This window comes from Gracilibacillus halophilus YIM-C55.5 (assembly GCF_000359605.1).
GTDB classification, from domain to species: Bacteria; Bacillota; Bacilli; order Bacillales; family Amphibacillaceae; genus Gracilibacillus; species Gracilibacillus halophilus.
This window is the reverse complement of the sequence record NZ_APML01000022.1, coordinates 25,583-45,383: the sequence shown is the minus strand read 5'-3', so window position 1 is coordinate 45,383 and position 19,801 is coordinate 25,583. Positions and strand designations below refer to the sequence as shown.

General features: G+C 38.2%; 19 protein-coding genes, 2 pseudogenes and 1 riboswitch. Of the genes and pseudogenes, 6 read left to right on the top strand and 15 right to left on the bottom strand.

Annotated elements, in window-relative coordinates; translation table 11 throughout:
- Positions 1-12: 12 nt before the first annotated feature.
- The gene (locus J416_RS06530; protein WP_003467107.1) at positions 13-1,458 is read left to right on the top strand and encodes a NarK family nitrate/nitrite MFS transporter; all 1,446 of its coding nucleotides are present in this window, start codon (positions 13-15) and stop codon (positions 1,456-1,458) included.
- Positions 1,459-1,526: 68 nt separating this feature from the next.
- Here the strand turns inward: J416_RS06530 and J416_RS06525 are convergent, their stop codons facing one another.
- From J416_RS06525 to J416_RS06510, 4 genes are all read right to left on the bottom strand, one after another.
- Positions 1,527-1,838 (bottom strand): STAS domain-containing protein, encoded by a 312-nt coding sequence (locus J416_RS06525; RefSeq protein ID WP_003467105.1) that lies wholly within the window; start codon positions 1,836-1,838, stop codon positions 1,527-1,529.
- Positions 1,839-1,858: 20 nt separating this feature from the next.
- Positions 1,859-2,965, bottom strand: a complete 1,107-nt coding sequence (locus J416_RS16425) for a FapA family protein (RefSeq protein WP_040513097.1) — start codon at positions 2,963-2,965, stop codon at positions 1,859-1,861.
- A gap of 35 nt (positions 2,966-3,000) precedes the next feature.
- Positions 3,001-3,954 carry a flagellar assembly protein A gene (locus tag J416_RS16420; protein WP_040513095.1) on the bottom strand — a complete coding sequence of 318 codons (954 nt, stop codon included), beginning with the start codon at positions 3,952-3,954 and terminating at the stop codon, positions 3,001-3,003.
- A 208-nt stretch (positions 3,955-4,162) separates the two neighbouring features.
- Positions 4,163-4,248, bottom strand: a riboswitch (cyclic di-GMP riboswitch).
- A 67-nt stretch (positions 4,249-4,315) separates the two neighbouring features.
- Complete coding sequence (locus tag J416_RS06510) at positions 4,316-4,540, bottom strand: hypothetical protein (RefSeq protein WP_003467102.1); 225 nt, start codon at positions 4,538-4,540, stop codon at positions 4,316-4,318.
- A gap of 232 nt (positions 4,541-4,772) precedes the next feature.
- Between J416_RS06510 and J416_RS06505 the strand changes: the two genes are divergently transcribed.
- The 4 genes and pseudogenes from J416_RS06505 to J416_RS06490 all read left to right on the top strand — a co-directional run bounded on the left by J416_RS06505 (position 4,773) and on the right by J416_RS06490 (position 9,044).
- Positions 4,773-5,897, top strand: a complete 1,125-nt coding sequence (locus J416_RS06505; protein ID WP_003467101.1) for an ABC transporter ATP-binding protein — start codon at positions 4,773-4,775, stop codon at positions 5,895-5,897.
- A gap of 14 nt (positions 5,898-5,911) precedes the next feature.
- Entirely contained in the window at positions 5,912-6,817 is a 906-nt protein-coding gene (locus J416_RS06500; protein WP_240407258.1) for a carbohydrate ABC transporter permease, read from the top strand.
- Positions 6,814-7,625, top strand: a pseudogene (locus J416_RS06495) (carbohydrate ABC transporter permease). The gene J416_RS06500 and the pseudogene J416_RS06495 overlap by 4 nt, the downstream one beginning before the upstream one ends.
- 15 nt (positions 7,626-7,640) lie before the next feature.
- A complete protein-coding gene (locus J416_RS06490; protein ID WP_003467093.1) occupies positions 7,641-9,044 on the top strand; it encodes an ABC transporter substrate-binding protein in 1,404 nt (467 codons plus the stop codon).
- A 257-nt stretch (positions 9,045-9,301) separates the two neighbouring features.
- Here the strand turns inward: J416_RS06490 and J416_RS06485 are convergent, their stop codons facing one another.
- The 11 genes and pseudogenes from J416_RS06485 to J416_RS06440 all read right to left on the bottom strand — a co-directional run bounded on the left by J416_RS06485 (position 9,302) and on the right by J416_RS06440 (position 19,129).
- A complete protein-coding gene (locus J416_RS06485; RefSeq protein ID WP_003467091.1) occupies positions 9,302-10,270 on the bottom strand; it encodes a 2-hydroxyacid dehydrogenase in 969 nt (322 codons plus the stop codon).
- A gap of 23 nt (positions 10,271-10,293) precedes the next feature.
- Positions 10,294-11,103, bottom strand: coding sequence for a pyruvate, water dikinase regulatory protein (locus tag J416_RS06480; RefSeq protein ID WP_003467086.1), 810 nt, complete (start codon positions 11,101-11,103; stop codon positions 10,294-10,296).
- Positions 11,104-11,120: 17 nt separating this feature from the next.
- On the bottom strand, positions 11,121-11,759 hold the full coding sequence (locus J416_RS06475; RefSeq protein ID WP_003467084.1) for a helix-turn-helix transcriptional regulator: 639 nt from the start codon (positions 11,757-11,759) through the stop codon (positions 11,121-11,123).
- 102 nt (positions 11,760-11,861) lie between these two features.
- A complete protein-coding gene (locus tag J416_RS16680) occupies positions 11,862-11,927 on the bottom strand; it encodes a hypothetical protein (protein ID WP_420805429.1) in 66 nt (21 codons plus the stop codon).
- A gap of 265 nt (positions 11,928-12,192) precedes the next feature.
- Positions 12,193-13,905, bottom strand: a complete 1,713-nt coding sequence (locus tag J416_RS06470; RefSeq protein ID WP_003467081.1) for a hypothetical protein — start codon at positions 13,903-13,905, stop codon at positions 12,193-12,195.
- Between the two features lie 141 nt (positions 13,906-14,046).
- Complete coding sequence (gene codA, locus J416_RS06465; protein ID WP_003467079.1) at positions 14,047-15,315, bottom strand: cytosine deaminase; 1,269 nt, start codon at positions 15,313-15,315, stop codon at positions 14,047-14,049.
- Between the two features lies 1 nt (position 15,316).
- Positions 15,317-16,566: pseudogene (gene codB / locus J416_RS06460) on the bottom strand (cytosine permease).
- Between the two features lie 283 nt (positions 16,567-16,849).
- Complete coding sequence (locus J416_RS06455) at positions 16,850-17,527, bottom strand: ABC transporter ATP-binding protein (protein WP_003467077.1); 678 nt, start codon at positions 17,525-17,527, stop codon at positions 16,850-16,852.
- The gene (locus tag J416_RS06450; protein ID WP_003467075.1) at positions 17,511-17,894 is read right to left on the bottom strand and encodes a GntR family transcriptional regulator; all 384 of its coding nucleotides are present in this window, start codon (positions 17,892-17,894) and stop codon (positions 17,511-17,513) included. The genes J416_RS06455 and J416_RS06450 overlap by 17 nt, the downstream gene beginning before the upstream one ends.
- Before the next feature lie 2 nt (positions 17,895-17,896).
- Positions 17,897-18,646, bottom strand: a complete 750-nt coding sequence (locus tag J416_RS06445; RefSeq protein WP_003467073.1) for a hypothetical protein — start codon at positions 18,644-18,646, stop codon at positions 17,897-17,899.
- A 201-nt stretch (positions 18,647-18,847) separates the two neighbouring features.
- Entirely contained in the window at positions 18,848-19,129 is a 282-nt protein-coding gene (locus J416_RS06440) for a DUF2524 family protein (RefSeq protein WP_003467072.1), read from the bottom strand.
- Between the two features lie 98 nt (positions 19,130-19,227).
- Between J416_RS06440 and mnmM the strand changes: the two genes are divergently transcribed.
- On the top strand, positions 19,228-19,800 hold the full coding sequence (gene mnmM / locus J416_RS06435; RefSeq protein ID WP_003467070.1) for a tRNA 5-(aminomethyl)-2-thiouridylate-methyltransferase MnmM: 573 nt from the start codon (positions 19,228-19,230) through the stop codon (positions 19,798-19,800).
- Position 19,801: the final 1 nt, after the last annotated feature.

Genomic DNA, 19,801 nt, shown 5'->3' with positions numbered 1-19,801 from the left:
GAGGGATTTTCGATGGAGAGGAACTATCAAGGGAATAAAAAAATATTAGGATTTACAACATTAGCGTTTTTCATTACTTTTGTTGTCTGGTTTAATATGGCACCATTTATGACAACATTACGTGATCAGTTTGGCTTAACGAATGACGAGATTGCGTTATTATCAGTGGCCAACGTCACCTTAACCATACCAGCTAGAGTATTAATTGGGATGTTAGTCGATCGCTTCGGTTCAAGGAAAGTATTTGCGGGATTGCTGATCATTTTAAGTCTTCCGTGTTTTGCTTTTGCATTATCCAATTCTTTTACACAACTCATGTTATCTAGAATCTTCTTAGCATTAATTGGAGCTGGTTTCGTTGTAGGTATTCGTCTCGTTTCAGAATGGTTTCCCAAAAAACATGTTGGCTTTGCAGAAGGGATTTATGGAGGTTGGGGAAATTTCGGTTCTGCCGCAGCAGCCATGACATTACCTGCGCTTGCTCTCCTATTTGGCGGAGAAAATGGATGGCGATATGCGATTGCATTAACCGGTATGATCAGTCTTGTATACGGCTTTTTATTCCTTCGATTGGTGCAAGATACACCAAACGGTGAAACATTTACACGCCCAAAAAGAAGTGGTGCATTAATCGTCACTAGTTATAAAGATTTGATTGGGTTAATGCTGATGAGTATACCAGTGTTTGGCATCTTAGCCTTTCAAACGTATCGTTTATATCATTTACACTTTATTAGTGATTATGTTGCCATCGTTATTTTCCTAACTCTGATCGGATTATTGATTTACCATTTATCAAAAATTTGGAGTGTGAATAAAGATCATCTCAAGAAAGGAGTGCCCGAAAGAGAAAAATATTCTTTTAAACAGGTCGCCATTCTTAATTTTGCTTACTTTTGCACATTTGGATCTGAGTTAGCTGTCGTATCGATGTTACCACAATTTTTTGAAGAAACATTTGCCTTAGGCGTTGCGCAAGCTGGTATGATTGGTGGAAGCTTTGCGTTTATGAATTTAATGTCTCGGCCGAGTGGCGGTTGGTTTAGTGATAAATTCGGACGCAAACGAACGTTAATGATTTTCATTAGCGGATTGGCTTTCGGTTATATCGGAATGGCACTTATCGGTTCTAGTTGGCCCATATGGCTAGCGGTATTAATGACAATCAGTTGCTCATTCTTCGTTCAAGCAGGAGAAGGGGCAGTATATGCGATGGTTCCACTTGTGAAAAAGTCAGTGACTGGACAAATTTCGGGAATGGTGGGCGCATATGGAAATATTGGCGCTGTTATCTTCTTAACCATTTTTACCATGGTGAATCCGACCATATTCTTCATTGTGATTGGATTATCGGCTGTGATATGTTTTCTATGCATGTTCTTTATGGAAGAACCAGAAGCTACAAAAGCTACAGCTACTGCACCACAAAAACATACAGAAAAGGCTGCATCATTTTAAAATCAACAGGCTCCCTATGACATTCAGAGCGAATGATTTAGGGAGCCTGCTACATATAGTTGATAACATTAAACGATCACGTCATTTCCTATGATTTCATGCATCTGTACCATATCGAACACTTCTAAAATGTCTTCTTTCACATGAATAATTTGTATCTGTTGGTCTTTTTCTTTCATCTGTTTCACGATTTGAATTAACAATCCCATCCCTGATGAGTCTACAAACCCCACAGTAGCAAAATCGATCACCACAGTCTCATGTTGAAGAAAACGAGGAAGTAATTCATTATTGATGATCTCAGTCGATTCAATATCGAGATCACCTTCGAGTTCTACAAACAGTTTATTTTTTTCTTCATGTATTTGATAGGCCAGCATAACCATTTCCTCCTCACCTTTTATCGAATGACGATTTCTTCATCGTCTCCTAACACTGCTTTAATATTGTATTCTTCTCTCGTAAGTTGCCGAGTAGCTTCTCCAATACGTAGTACAGTTCCTTCATACGCATGGGAAATCGTTATTGAATAATCAGAAGTTGTCGAAATGATCGTTTTTGTACCACTGACAGCACCAGCCTCTGCTACTGATACACCGAGACGGCCAAAGACTTCACCCCCTCGAAGAACATTCTGAATCACTAGTTTACCACCCGCGTGTACTTTTGTATTGATACAACCTTTACCAACAATATTGACATTGCCACTAGAATAAACCGTGCTGTTTGTTGCACTGGAAACGGTCACATATGAATTCGGTTCCACTTCTTCTTTTGTTGTTTCAGCCAATTCATTCATCGTTTCCTGCAAATGATGTAAGTGTCCGAGTGTTGTCTTCTGATTCGACAGTACTAAAAATATGGATTGCAATTCTTCGCTTACTTCCATCCAATCCTCTTCATCAATATATTCGCTTCCTTTATTGATAATATCTACATATTTTTGAGCATAAGTTCGAAAATCAATAAATTTTCTTTCAAGTAAGATAATAATGAGTGGTTGTAACCCTTTCGTTTCAAATTCTTTCTGTTTATAAGCTTTTGCTCCCATCATTTGTTGAATAATTGTAAGCATTTTGGATAATTGTTTTTCCATAATTCGTAGTAAGTTTCCAAGTTCGATCACCAATAAGTTATGCTTACCTGCTGTCACCATTGATTGAAGTACGTTACCTTTACTAATAATTGATTTAGAAGCGGTAATTGTTGATTCACTAATGGCTTGGTGGATATATATGTCTCCCCCAGCTTCCACTTTCATATTCTCTTCAACTTCACCAACAATTTCAACATCACCGTTAAACTTGATATTCCCCGACTTTATATTGACATTACCTTGATGGACGTAGCGGGACATCACCATCGTTTTTACAGTTCGTCCTCGTTGTTCAATGACGGGTCTCCCTGCTTCTGTTGCCATAATGTTGTCTGCTACGAACTGGGTACCTTCACTTGCAATCACTTGCAATGGATAACCATCCTTTGCAGGAATTTCTTCATCTTTCACCGTACGTCCAGGAAGTCCAGGTATAGGCGGATGAACTACAGCATAATGGTTCCGGCTTCAATATTTGGAATCATATTCGAGTCACGAAAATCAATATTTCCATGCTCATCTTCCACTAATGCATTTTCAGCATTAATTTTCACTCGAACTTCTAACTCCCCGTCCATTCCTGCTTTCGATTCTTTCCCTGAAGCGATAATAAATTCGTTTTCTTCTATAGTAGATGCAGCTCGTTCTATTTCTTTATCATGAATCCCATAAGAAATATTTAATGCCTCTAATTGTTCATAAATTTCATTAGCGGTTAGATCATTTACGATTTCAGTCGTTTGATTTAAATGTAATTCAATATAATCACTCGGTGGAACGTCGGCTACAAATTGCTTCGTTTTTTCACCAGGCGTTATTTCTAGAACAGCTTCAAGTCCATGTTTTCTCTCTATAATTCGCCAACGTTTAGGTTTCTCTATTTCTTCATCAAAGCTTATATCATACTGCGTATCCTTGCGTAATACTACTGTTTTTCTATTTACTTGTTCTCCGTTTTGAAAAAGTGTAATCCCATCACCTATACGAGCTGTTGGGAATTGTTCCGAAGCATGAGCCATATGTATTTGATTGTTTTTCACCCAAGCTGTTCCTTCTGAAATATTCCAGTTTTCTCGACTGCTCATAGACGATTCGTGATTATGTAATTGTGCTTCATCTTCAACTTCTTGTTCCTCTAGTGTTTGTTCAACTAGATCTTCTAGTGTTTCTGTTGTGTTGTTTAATGTTTCAGAAAGCGTATCTTCATCATCGGTGTCATGTGGAGTGAATTCTTGTTTCGTCAATTTTACGGCGGCTTGTTTCTTGCCAAGTCCAATAAACCCTTCCGTTTCGACTTGAAGGACTTCGATATCGACTTGATCTTTCGTGAGATCCATCAGTTGTAAACCACGGGTAACCGCTGCTTCAACAGTCTTACCTTTTGATACCATTTGCTTCATAGCAATCCCTCCTTGTCTTATGAAAAATCATGACTTGCGCCTTTCCATCTTCTATTGCCACAATACGGTTATTGAAGGGATGATAAGCATTGTTAGGCACCTCATGATTTACATAAATGAAAGAGGTCAATGCATAAAAAAATCACTTCAAAAAGAAGGCGCACATTACAGCGTGTTCTTTTGAAGTGACTTCACTGTGTAATCTACCTTCGGCAACCCGGCTATCATAGTCAAATGACGTTAGATCCTTAGGCTTTGCGTCCTTACCTTTCGATAAGTTTGCCCTTTCGTTTGTAGTAAAAAAGTTTTACTTTCATACTATTCTAAAGTACTATATCATTTCCGTCAATACGCGTTTCCATTAGGGAATCGCTGGCTCGATCAAAACTTGATACCAAATGACAAGACTAATACATACAACCACAAAAACTACCACACTTTTTACAGCATATGGTAATTGATTAGGAATCCATTTTAAACCAGCTAACGTGAGTAAACCAGCTACTGTTATAAAAAGAAATGCGTAAAGCAACATGCCTAACACATTGTCTAATGGTAATTGCATTGATTCTCTTATCACATCCACATTTACACCTCATTATCATCACAATATAAATTCACATTACTATCATACAACATTTATATCATTTTGAAAGTATTATTTTCTATGAAAATCTCTATTTTTCGCACAAAACCCCCATTTGTAAAGGAATTTAAATTTTAATAAAGAGAATTTTACACCACATTTATGGCAATTTTACATTATTTTCTTATACTCTACATAGACAAATGCTACAAAAAAAAGGAGCGTTTAACACATGTATGCTGTTGAATTAGATAGGGTGACAAAGTCATTTGAAGCAAACACTCCAGTGGTTAACCATGTCAGCGTAAAAGTAGAACCAGGGGAATTTTTTGTCCTTGTTGGACCTTCTGGTTGTGGAAAAAGTACATTATTGCGAATGATTGCAGGACTTGAGTCCATTTCGAATGGGTCCATTTATATTGATCACCAACAAGCAAATTTTCTCCCGCCTAGCAAGCGCAATTTATCGATGGTATTTCAAAACTATGCCCTATACCCCCACCTATCTGTAGAAGATAACATTACGTTTGGACTCGACGTACAAAAGATTAAAAAATATGAACGTAAAAAACGATGCAGTGAAACAGCTGATTTACTCGGACTCACCGATTATTTAAAGCGGAAACCACGGCATCTTTCAGGTGGACAACGGCAACGTGTTGCCCTGGCTCGCGCGATTGCTTCACAAACCCCGATTTGTTTAATGGATGAACCGTTGTCGAATCTCGACGCCAAATTAAGAGCTTATATGCGTTCTGAGATTCGTAAATTACAAAGAAAGCTACAAATGACCATGATTTATGTCACTCACGATCAAATTGAAGCAATGACAATGGGAGATCGAATGATGGTAATAAATGAAGGTGAAATTCAACAAATCGGCAACCCGATTGATGTTTACAATGCACCTAGTAATACATTTGTGGCCCATTTTATCGGTTCACCTCCTATGAATATTACACCTGGTCTCGTACAAGACCAACATATTGTGATCGGCAACCAATTGCAAATTCCCATTCACATGTTTAAAGAAGACATTCAAAAACAAACAAGCGTCTTAATGGGGATACGCCCAGAATTTATTTCTCATCAAAATGTCCAAGAGATCGGTGCCCAATCATTAATGGTAACGATTGATCACGTCGAAATTCTTGGTACCGAAACATTACTTAGTTTTGAATGGAATGAAACGACATGGCATGCGAAATGGTATGGACAATGGAATGTAAAAGTAGGCGATCAAGTGCCTGTATATTTTGACCATACGGCATGGTGCGTGTTTGACCAAAATACAAAATCCTTATTACAAGGGCCAAGTAAAAAGAACGATCAACAGATGAAAGTAGGAACGGTATGAAACCTGAAGTAGAAATGAAGCTACAAAATAAGACAAGTGCACCAAAATGGCAATTTATTTATTGGCGTCGTGCGATATTGTATTTATGGCCATCCATACTTCTATTCAGTGTATTCTTATTTTACCCATTGCTGAAAACTTTTTATCTAAGCTTTTTTCTCACTGATCAACAAGGTATGGCCAATGTTTTTGTCGGTCTAGAAAACTATCAATATATCATTCAATCTGAAAGTTTTCATAAAAGTATACGAGCTACTTTGATATTTGTATTGTTAACCGTGCCAACTAGTGTGATCATATCTCTTTTTCTTGCATTAATAGCAAACGAAAAATTAAAAGGAATTGGTTTTTTTCGCACACTTTTTGCCTCTACCATGGGGATATCAGTCGCTGCTTCAGCTGTTGTCTGGTTATTTATCTTCCATCCGAGTATGGGACTATTCAATCAATTGATCAACACTTTAGGTGGCAGCGAAATCGAATGGTTGCTCGATCCTCAATGGGCGTTATTATCCATATCAATCACTACGATTTGGATGAATATCGGGTTTACATTCTTAATACTACTCGGTGGCTTACAAAATATTGATGAACATTTATATGAAAGTGCAAGAATTAATGGCGCTGGCTACTTTTATCAATTAAGAAGAATCACGCTACCTATGCTTTCACCTACTTTATTTTTTGTCATTACGGTATCGCTGATTAACGCTTTTCAAACTTTTGGACAAGTCGATATTTTAACGCAAGGGGGACCATCAGAGTCTACGAATTTAATCGTTTATTCGATCTACCGTGAGGCATTTGTCAATTATCAGTTTGGTACAGCGAGTGCACAATCGATTTTCTTATTTTTATGTATTCTCATCGTAACAATTTTACAATTTCGTTTCGGGGAAAGGAAGGTGCATTACCAATGAATCTTCCACGAATGGTTTTGACGTATGGACTGTTAACATTAGCAGCAATCATGGTCGTTTTCCCCATTATTTATGCTTTTTTAATTAGCTTTATGAGTGGTGCTGAACTATTACAAGGAAAGTTATTGCCCGCATCCTTTCATTTCGATAATTATCAAAAAGCATTCGAGCGATTACCTCTTGCTCACTATTTGTGGAACAGTTTCTTTGTATCAACAGTCGTCATGATTGGTCAACTAATTGTAAGTGCGTTAGCGGCTTTTGCTTTTGTATTTGTCCCATTTAAAGGAAGAAACGTTTTATTTTTTATCTTCATCTCTACAATGATGATTCCATGGGAGGCAACAATGATTCCTAACTTCTTGACGATTCAACAATTGGATTGGGTGAATCAATATGAGGCATTAACCATTCCGTTTTTTGCCATTGCTTTTGGTACCTTTCTTTTACGGCAACATTTCAAGACCGTACCGAACGAATTGAAGGAAGCCAGTGATTTGGCTGGTTTGACCTCTTTTACGTTTTTCTGGAAAGTTGTTATTCCATATTGCCGCACTTCTTTCGTCACCTTAGGGCTTATAGTTTCCTAACCACTTGGAATATGTATTTATGGCCTCTTTTGGTAACGAATAATGATGATGTACGACCTGTTCAAATCGGCTTAAAACAATTGCAAACACAAGAAATGGCGACAGATTGGGGGGTGGTAATGGCCGGTGTGATGATTGTCATTGTACCAACATTAATTTTATTATTCATCGGACAGAAGCAATTGCAAAAAGGCCTTTCTCAAGGGGCACTAAAATAGCGAGGAGGATACATGATGAAAAAATTTCTCATCTATTTACTTGTGATGACAAGTTTCTTGATTGTGACAGCTTGTTCGAATGACGCAGAAGGTGAGGAAAACGAAGAAAATGAAACAAACACAGAAGAATCAGCGACAGAAAGTAATGACTCATCAGAGGAAACTTCTGATTCTGAAAATGAAACGGTTGAAGCTGTGTTTTGGCATGCGATGTCTGGTGCCGGGCAAGAATCATTAGAGGAAATCGTTCAAAGTTTTAATGACTCTCAAGACAATTATCGAATTATCCCAGAATTTCAAGGATCCTATGAAGAAGCGTTAACAAAGTTCCGTAGTGTTGGTGGGACCAATGACGCTCCAGCAATTATTCAAACATTTGAAGTCGGTACCAAATATATGATTGATAGTGGATTTATTGAACCAGTTCAATCATTTATTGATGAAGAAGGTTATGATATAAGTCAATTAGAGGAAAATATTCTAAACTACTATACGGTAGATGGTCAACTGTATTCGATGCCTTTTAATTCGTCGACACCTGTTATGCTGTACAACAAAGATGCATTCGAAGAAGCTGGATTAGATCCTGATAACCCACCACAAACCTTTGCTGAAATCAAAGAAGCAGGCGAAAAATTAACAATAACCGATGGTGATAACACAGAACGTTACGGGTTTTCCATTCTGAATTACGGATGGTTTTTCGAAGAATTAGTTGCAACACAAGGTGGTTTATTTGTGAATCATGACAATGGCAGGACAGATGATGCCACAGAAGCTCTATTTAACGAAGAAGAAGGTTTGCGCGTGTTTGAACTCATCGATGATATGAATCAAGCAGGAACCTATGGAAACTTCGGTTCAAATTGGGATGATATTCGTGCAGCATTTCAAACAGAAAATACGGCGATGTATTTAGATTCCTCAGCAGGTGTTGCCAACACAGTAGAAACAGCCCCATTTGATGTTGGCGTATCATATATCCCTTATTCTGATGAAGCTGAACGAAATGGCGTGATTATTGGCGGCGCTTCGTTATGGATGTCCAATGGCATTGATGAATCTCAACAAGAAGCAGCATGGGAATTTATGAAGTATTTACAAACATCTGAAATCCAAGCAAAATGGCATATTGATACAGGATACTTTGCGATTAACCCAAGTGCTTATGAAGAGGACATTGTTCAAGAAAAGTGGGAAGAATACCCTCAACTAAAGGTAACAGTTGATCAATTACAAGAAACAGAATCCACATATGCCACACAAGGAGCACTCATCTCGGTATTTCCAGAAGCGCGCCAACAAGTAGTCACAGCCATGGAAAACCTTTTAGAAGGCACTGACCCACAAGAAGCATTAGATGCAGCGAAAGAAGAAACGGATCGAGTCATCGAACAAGCCAATCGAGCGAATCAGTAAGAAAACCGCCCTCAAAAGTTATACCCGAACTTAACTTTTGAGGGCGATTTCATCTTCTTTGAATTTTTGAAGCAGTTCCCTTTTAGCATGCAAACAACGAGCTCAATATCATCTATTTGCAGGATAAATGAATATTCGATGCAAACAACCATAGTTACCCCATCGATTTGAAGCATAAATCGATTTTCAATGCAAACAGCCACTATTCTTCATTCTATTTGATGTATTGATTCGCCAGTCATTGATTTATAAGTTTTTCATTGTAATTCTTTAATCACTGCTTCTGGCTGTTCTCCGTTTAATGCTTGAATCGCATTTTTGGCAGCAAACATTTTCATCTCTTCCCGTGTTTCAGCAGTTGCGGAGCCCACATGTGGTAGTGTGATAACATTCGACATATGTAATAATGGATTGTTAGGATCAACAGGTTCTTGTTCAAACACATCTAACCCCGCACCTAACATTCTTTCTTGTTGTAGCGCCTCTATCATCGCTCGTTCATCAACAACGGCTCCTCTCGACGCATTGATAAAGAAACAAGTTGATTTCATTTTTTTAAATGCTGCTTCATCGATCATATGATAAGTCTGTTCGGTTAAAGGAGTCATTAGCAAAATGAAGTCAGATGATTCTAGCAGTGTGTCGAACGATTCATAATTCACATCGTTCTTTACTTCAGCTTCCTGATTTCGCGTGCGATTATAATAACTTACTTCCATTTCAAATCCGAAACGAGCTCGTCTAGCTACTTTTTCACCAATTCTACCGAGTCCGATAATTCCCAGTTTTTTATGATGCACATTCCAACCAAATAACGACTCATCCACGGAACGGTTCCATTTGCCTTGTCTAACATATTGATGTAATTCTGGAATTCTTCTTGCACTAGCTAACATAAGACCGAAAATTAAATCAGCTACCGTTTCATCCAAAACATATGGTGTATGTGTCGCAACAACTTCCGCTTGTTTTAATGCTTCTACGTCATAGTTATCATAGCCAACAGAAACATTACTAACTACTTTTAATTGCTTAGCCGTTTCTAATAACTCTGTATTAATGTCATCTTTTGCTGTAATGAGTGCGTCTACATCTTGAATTTTTTCTAATAATAATTCTCTTGGCATTTGTTCAGCCGTATCCCATGTCTCAAGTTCTACATGTTGACGAAGATAATCTTTGACGGATTGCGGAATCGGTTCTGTTACTAAAACTTTATCACTCATTTCGATCACCCTTCTCATCTGATTTATGGATTTGATACGATATCCATAATAATTCCAGCCGTTTCTTCAATGGATTTATCAGATACGTTAATTACTGGACACTGTAATCTCTCCATTAATTGATCGGCGGTTTGCAATTCATGGTTTATTTGTTCCAATGATGCATATTTGGATTGAGGTGGTAATCCTAACGACTTTAAACGTTCTGTTCGTATTTTTAACAATTGATCGGGATCAATCGTTAACCCAATAATCATACGGTCAGCTGAGGCGAATAATTCTTCAGGCGCTTGCATATCCGGTAAAATTGGTAAATTGGCCGTTTTCAATCCTTTATGAGCTAAGAAAATACTAAGCGGTGTTTTTGATGTACGCGAAACACCAATTAATACAACATCCGCCATTAGGAGTCCCTTTACATCTTTACCATCGTCGTATTTCACAGCAAATTCAACAGCTTCAATACGTCTAAAATAGGCCTCATCTAACACTTGGCGTTGTCCTGGTTCTGGCTTTGGATCGTCGTTAAACGTATCGATATATGCTTGCATCATTGGTCCCATCACATCCACCGAACGAATATCATATCGAATGGACTCTTGTTGGATTTTTGCTCTTAATTCTGGTTGGACTAATGTATATGCGATAAACCCTTGTTTAGCCTTCGCTTGTTGGACGATGGCCTCGATTTCTTCTTCTGTTTGTATATGACTCATTCTTTTTATTCGAATATTTTGATGATTAAACTGTCGTACCGTCGCTTGAACGACTGCTTCAGCTGTTTCTCCTACGGCATCTGAACATACATAGATCAATGATTGTTTCTCTACCATGTTAAGCTCCCCTTTATCTATGCTTCTAATTCCCATTCAACTAATGTCTTTACGATATTTGTCTTCGTAATTCGACCGACTACTTTCACATGATTTTCGTGATCATTCTCAGATGCTCGAACAACAGGCAAGCTATCAATTTGGTAATAAACCATCTTTCTGGCTGCATCTATGACCGAATCCTCAGGCGATATCGTATAAACTTTTGGTTGTTTGGTCATCACCAATTGAACAGGCATTGACGTGGCTTGCGGGTTTCCCAGCGTCACCTTTAGCAAATCTTTTCGGGAAACAATACCTCTTAAACATTGATTTTCATCTACAACAATAAGCGTGCCAACATCTTCTAAAAACAAAGAAATGACCGCATCATTAACCGTTGTCGTTCCTTGAACAGTAATCGCTACACCTTGAATTTCTTGAACTTTCTTCTGTTGCCAATCGACTAGACGAGAAGAGGAGTGATTCTTAGAAGCTAAATAATATCCTACTTTCGGTTTTGCTTCAATATGACCTGTCATCACTAAAACGGCCAAATCGGACCGTATAGCTCCTTTACTCACACCGAGCATCTCAGCAATTTGTATGGCGGTGATGGGTTCATGTTTTTCTAAAATTTTAATGATCTGCTGTTGCCTATTCGTAAATTCCAGCATCGTATCCTCCTGAATCATCCCATTGCACGTTTACATTTATCCTAACTCTATCATAACATAACTAGTCACTGAGCTTGAATAACAGAATTTTCATTTTTAGACTTATTGATGTCGCATCCAAACGGTCATTCCGCCTTTTCCACGATTGCCCCAATAACGATAAGGAATCGCTTTCCATTTAAACGGTACACAATGGATCTGATCTTTTCTTTAACAAGGTTCATTCGTTCTTTCCAAAAACGATCACGGATCTCAATATCTCTTAATGCGGTAAATGTCATTTTATCGCTCATCAAAAACACCTTTATTTGTAAGCGATTTCTTATATTTTAATATATCATCGACAATTTGTGAATCATAAGCTTTTTTAACATAGAAAAAATGAGGAAACAAATGCGGGATTACTAACTGGCGTAACCCCGCATTTCCAACACTATTCTGTTAACTGATCAATCGTCATTTCTTCAACAGTTGCTGTGTTACCATCCATTTCTTGTACTTGTGCTTCAATCATATCCCCTGATGAAAGGAAAATCGCTCGTGGCACCGTGCTTGCATTTACTGTATAAATCGTCTGATCGTTTTCTAGCAAGAATTGAACCATTTGTCCCTCTTCAGTTGATGTCACAAGCACACGATCAACCGTACCAGATACTGGCGTTAGATTGGCTTCATCCGTTGCTCCTACATTACCTGGATTTTGCAACAGCGCCATCCGATAAGCATCTAACGTTTCATTCGCTGTATCACCAAACACCGCAAAATCAGAGTCATTTGCTTTTATATAAGCGTATTGCTTATGCAGACCGTTCGGATCTAATACGTTGACCACCCATGTTGGATTCCCATCAATGTTATACAAGACAGGCATATATCCTTCCCATTGTTTTTCTGGGAATTGCTTATTAACAATTTGTTTCGCACCTTCACTATCCATAATCGCTGTATTCTTCTCTCCACCAAAATACGTTAACTCACCTGTTCTTGCATGAATCAGCGTATAGCCTAGCGCTGAATCGATGTTTTCTTTAGGTGAAGTCATGTCAGTAAAATAAAACATCTCACCGTTGGACGCAAAAATCGGCGTGACCCCTTTCTCTGATCCTGAGGCATTTGGTATTTTGACATCACGTTTACCGAACACACTATTCAACCATCCATGAATGTATTTACCGAAATAGTTATTCTCTACTGTAGCCATTTCAGAACTAATGGACCCTTCCACGAATGATGGTGCATCACTTGGTCGAAACATTTCCATTTCACTTGACGTCGGATCAATCACAACGACACGCAGTTCATCCATATTAGGATTATTCGTGATGTGCATTGGGCGATATAGAGTTTGTACATACCATGCTTTTCCATTATCATCGACTTCTAGTTGAGCTTCACCACTTTGGATGTAATGTGGATATTGATTATAGATGACACGCTTCACATAGTTGCTGAAGTAACTGGAATTTGTATACTTCATTTCATGATCATGAAACTCTGGTTGTGCATTGACATTCGTAGCAGAGATCGTAAAATATCCGGCTGTTTCTTTTCCTCGTATATATTTGAAAAATCCTGTAAATTCAACAGGTGCAACGTAAACCACTTCTTCATCTACCCGTTGCACTTGTAGCTTACCTAAATCATAAAATTGCGGATTCGGTACAGCACTCATCGATTTTTGAATTTTATTTCGAGCAAATTCCGGCGCTACCGTAATAGGCGTTTCTTCCTTCGTTAGCGGCTCCGCTTCATCTTCTTCTGATGTAGTAATCGACTGATGTGCTTTCTCTAAGCTCATAAATCCTGCAACAACGACAACAATAACCGAAATGATAACGGCACTAAACAATATCACGATAGGTCTTTTCACTTTGGTTTCTATCTTTTCCCCTGCTTGTATCGTGAATAATAACAAAGACATGAAAACAACAGCTATCACCAAATTAGCAAACAGCATATTTGGAATGGTTACTGCCGGCAGGACAAAATAAAAAATAACCGCCGTCAAGATATAGCCGACCACAAAAAGCGTCAATCCATACTTCATCACTTTAGAAGTAGATGCGCTTGATAAACTAACAGTAATTATCACGCCCACTACATAGAGAATCATAGCGAGCAATGTTGCGATAAGAACTCCTATCATAAAAATTTCCCCCTTCTCTACTACTATTTCTACGAATGGGCAACTAATAAGTTTCAAAAATTTTTATTTCCTATTCATTGGACAAACATCTTACAACAAACGTTACGTAAAGAGCCAAAATTAAAAGATAGAGCCTCCACTCTATCTTTCAAAATCAATGATTTCTTTTTCTACACCTAAGTGTATTTCAGTTTCTTTCGGTTTCGTCTCAGCAATTAATTTTCCATAACGATAAGAGGCGGTAACTTCCGCTTGTTTACGTATCGCATCATAAACATTCGTCGCTTCTAATACGATAAAGTTTGCTGGCTTGCCTACTTCAATACCGTATTGATCTTCAATATTCAATGTGACCGCACTGTTTTTGGTAATCAAGTCGAATGCATTGATGATTTGGTGATAGCCCATAAGGTGTGTCAAATGAATCCCCATATGCAATACTTGTAACATATTCCCTGTACCTAACGGATACCAAGGGTCAAAGATATCATCATGGCCAAAACTAACATTCAGCCCAGCTTCCGTTAATTCTTTTACGCGTGTAATACCACGTCGTTTCGGATAGTCATCAAAACGACCCTGTAAATGAATATTAACTAACGGATTCGCGATGATATTAATCTCAGACAAACGTAGAATTTTCATTAATTTAGAGACATACGCACCATTATAGGAATGCATTGCTGTGGTGTGACTTGCTGTTACTTTACTACCAAAGCCACGTTGATACGCTTCTGTTGCAACGACTTCAATAAAACGGGATTGTTCATCATCGATTTCATCACAGTGAATATCAAGCAAACGATCATATGTTTCAGCCAAATCAAAGGCGATTTTCATTGAATCCACCCCATATTCGCGGGTGAATTCAAAGTGAGGAATCCCACCTACTACATCTGCGCCCATCTTTAAGGCCTCTTCGACAAGCTCGGTTCCATTCGGATAGGACAAAAACCCTTCTTGAGGGAAAGCAACAAGTTGCAGGTCAACATAGTCCTTCATTTCTTTCTTCACTTCTACTAATGCTTTCATTGCCGTCAATGAAGGATCGGTCACGTCCACATGTGAACGAACATGTTGAATACCTTGTGCAATTTGCCATTTTAATGCCTTCTTGGCTCTTGTTTTCACATCTTCAACACTCAATGATTGTTTTCGTTCTGCCCATGTAGAAATGCCTTCAAATAAGGTCCCACTTTCATTCCATTTCGGTTCGCCTGCTGTTAAGGTCGTATCTAAGTGAACATGAGGTTCAATAAATGGTGCGCTCACTAATTTTCCTTTCACGTCAATGGCATCATGCATTGATTGGTTTTTCGACGCCTGTTCGATAGCTGTAAATTTGCCATGATCAATATAAAGATTCCACAGCCCTTCTTGCTTTGGTAATCTTGCGTTTTGAATAATCACACTATCCCTCTTTTCCTACAATAGCTTCTTTGCTAGCTGAAAATACTCTTTCTGTTACCCATGTTAACCCAATGTAGATAACAATCGCACTGAAAATGCCATTTAACGGCGGAATTCCTGGTAAAAACGAAGCGCCGAAACCAGCTCCCCATGCGATGATTGCAGGAAACCGTACCGTTTGAAACGTCATATTTTCAATAGGCGTATATTTTCCTTTATGGACGAGAAAGAAATCAGCTAACAATATCGCGCCAATTGGCGGTAACGCACCACCTAAAAACGTCAACCAGTCGACAAAGTGTTATAGAGCCAAATCGCAAAGATCGTTCCCACGAGTCCATTAAAGATAACGACTTTACTCTTCTTGATCTTCGTAATATTCGAAAATCCGAGTCCAGACGCATATAATGAATTATCATTGGTTGTCCATATATTTAATCCGAGTACAAGAATGGCTGGAATCACTAATCCTTGCGTGAACATCACTTCAGATATATCAGATAAACCTGTCGCAATAGCTCCGACTGCCCCAAATAAAAACATTAAAGAATTGCCAATAAAGAAAGCAATTAATGTCGTCACTACCGCATTTCGCTTCGTATTGGCAAAACGGGCAAAGTCAGGTGTTAATGTACCGCCACTAGCAAAGGATGCTACACAAATCGTCAGCGCTGTTGCTACTCCTAATGCTTCCTCAGGTTGATATGCCATTAACTCTGACAATCCACCAACTGATTCGATCGCTTTTCCTACGGATACACTGCCTAAAATGGTAATCGCAGGTACCGCAACAAAACTGAGAATCGCGAGTGCTTTCATTCCGAAAAAAGCAGAAAACGTCATAACAATACCAGAAATAATGACTAATGGCAATCTGTCAATACCTGTGGCAGCACTAACGGGTACAGCGAACATTGCCAGCCCAACACCAAACCAGCCGACTTGTGTTCCCCCTAGTAAAAAAGATGCGAGATAAGATCCTTTTTCACCAAAGGCATAACGGGCCAATAAGTGTGTTGATAAACCGGTTTTTGCAGCGATATAAGCGAGTCCACCTGTATAAGCACCTAAAATTAAATTTCCTAATAAAACCATCCAAATAAATTCCTGCATCGTGAGACCTAAGCCTAATTCGCCACCTGATAGCATACTCGCTGAAAAAAACGTAAAACCAAGCATGACAACAAACATTTTCCAAAATCCATTTCGATTGGCTTGTGGTACAGCTTGTAAAGAAAATTCCTTATCCATGATAATGTCCCCCTTGTCTTGTCTTTGCTGCGGGTACCGTCGTTGGGCGATGAAGTTTCATTATAAAAAAAGTTTTGTTTGTAAATCGAATGGTTCTTTAATGAATCTCACACTCTTTTTAGACAATAAAAAACTTCTTGCCCAACTGACAAGAAGCGAGACAAAAGGGTATAAAAGATACAATTTTCCCTTCTGCTATCCAATGTCCTTGTCAGCCTCACGGGACTGAATTAAAGGTACCGCTATGCAATTGCTCGTATTATCTCAATCACGAATAGGTTTGTCAATACGTGTTTTCTAACCATTGTTGAAGGCTTACCATGTCATTTTCACGAATTGATTCGACACTTGATTGCTCAATAATTGTGCCATGCTTCATCACAACCACGTCATCCAATAATGGTTCAACCTCCATTAATTCGTGTGTTGTCATCAGTAAGGTTTGCTGTTCTAAATCAATAAACTGAATCAAGCTTTTGATAATCTTTTGTTTCACCATTGGATCAAGCCCAGCTAGTGGTTCATCCAACATCAATAATGGAGCCCTTCTCGCAATGGTAATCAATATCTTCACTCGACCTGCTTGCCCTTTCGATAAATGACGAATTTTTTGTTTTTTCTCTAGTTCAAAGAAATGTAACAATGATTCTGCGCGATCGCGATCAAAATCTTCATAAACATCTTGATAAAAATCCATTAACGCTTCAATCGTGAAATACGGATAAAAGTAACTATTATCAGGGCTGTATGAAATAAAACGACTTCGATCATTTTCATGGATTCCATCTATACGACCATGATTCGGACGTAGTATTCCAGCCAACACTTTTAGAAGCGTAGTTTTTCCACAACCATTTTCACCGATCAAGCCAACAATTTTCCCTTTCTCAATGGTCATGTTGCATTGTTTTAACACTTGGTGAATGCTGTATCGCTTGCTGACATTACTGATTTGAATCATCTGAGGTACCACCTTTCTCTTTATCGATACTCGAAATAATCTCCTCAATTGTAAACCCCAGTCCCGTCATATCTGTTAGAAAACTATCAATATATCGTTGCTTTAATTGTTCACGTAATTGTTGAATTGTTTCTTCGTCATCGGTTACAAATGTACCTTGTCCTCGCTTTGTTTTTGTAATCTGTCTCGCATCTAATTCACGATAGACACGTTGCATCGTATTCGGATTGACGCCAACCTCAACCGCATATTCTCGAACCGATGGAAGTTTATCACCGGGAAATCGCCTTCCACGCACAATTTCATGAATCATGGTATCGACGATTTGTAGATAAATCGGTTTATCTGATTGAAAATGTAGAGGCATGGTTACACCTCCACTTTTTCTTTCAATAACCATGTAAAAGCGCCATACAATACGATCAACAAGCAGAGAATCACAAGTATATAACTGATTGAGATGGAATGTTGATTTCCTAGAAACGAAGCAAGAGCTTGCAATTCCGTATGTCCATCGATATCAATTGTCCAAAAGTCTCGTGACCGCTCAATAAATGCGATAAATGGTGTACTATACTTAAGACAGAGGTAACTTATGAGTCCCAATGAAACAATGCTTAGTAAAAAACCAAGCTTAAATCGTAACCATTGATGAATCACCCATGCGACATAGATCAATACAGACATGATCATTGATACAGTCCCAGTGAAGATTAAGGATAAGCCGACTATTTTCATCAAAGTCGTGTTCGAAAATTCCAAGACGCCGATGACTTTAAAACAATATAATAATAATATCAGAAACAAAAGATAAATGATTGAATACGAAAATCCATGCAAAAACTTTATATGAATCGTCTTTGCCACTTTTTGCTTTTGAAATAATAACAAAGATAACTGATGCACTTCCATATTTAAACTAAATAAAATCGTCGCCGGCATAATGGTCAAATGAAGATAGGTTAAATAAGCTAAAATGCCCAAATCTGAATATGAAGTACTATCGTTATATGTTATTATACTCCACAAAATGACGATCACTAATAACAATCCACTCACGATATGAAATCCTTGCATCATTGATATTTCTTTGCGCCATAACCCACGATACACTTGCATTTCACATTCCCCTTTTTGTATTAGTGTACTATTAAAATAGTACACTAATACAGAGGTAATGACAAGAAAAAATTGAACAAAAGATGATAAAAAAGCTTTGTCAAAACATCGACGCCTACAAGAACTGCAAGAGCTGAAATCACCCAAAATGATGATTTTAAAGATGTTTTGACAAAGCGGAATCATAAAGGTTTGCCCGTCTCATTCAAAGCGTGTGACATCAACTTCATCAAGTATCATATCATTTAGTTTTTCACGAACAACAAGTTGAAACCGGTGCAGTTGTTCTTTTTGTTGGTGATTTGCACTACGCATCATTCGGTCAATATCCTCTGATAACTGTTCCAATTCCAAATGGGCATTCGTGTAGTCTTCATTCATATGAAAATGATTTCGGTTGGACATTTGTAGCTGTTCTTCCGCCTGTTCAATAATTTGATTTCCTTCTGCCAATAAATGTTCCAACGATTCTCTTGTCGTCATTTCGATCACCTCACGTGTAGTTTCTAACCTTCCTAGCTATTTTATTCGTTTACTATCTGATAAAATAAGGATAATTTCAATACAAAGGGGTACACACAATGAAAGGGATTATTCCATTTGCTCATGATCTATTGGAAAAAAACGTAACTATCGGTGAAACCGTAGTCGATGGAACTTGCGGAAACGGGAAAGATACTTTGTTTCTGAGTTACCTCGTTGGTGATGAAGGGAAAGTGATCGGGTTTGATATTCAACAAGAAGCGATCAATCGTACACAGTCTTTATTAGATAAGAATCAGAGACAAAATGTGAATTTAATGGTTGACGGGCATGAAAACATGAATCATTATATGGCTCCCCATGAAACGGTAGGAGGAGCGATTTTTAACCTTGGATACTTACCAAGAGGCGATCATTCTGTCATTACAACACCTGACAATACAATCAAAGCCATTCAATCGTTACAACAACGACTCAAGCCAACGGGTCGCATTGTCATCGTTGTCTATCATGGACACGAAGGTGGCAAACGAGAAAAAGATGCATTATTATCTTATTGTGAGCAAATTGACCAACAATATTTTCAAGTCTTACAGTATCAATTCATCAATCAAGTGAATCAACCACCATTTATTTTAGCGATTGAAAAGATCACGAATCCCCATGAATAGG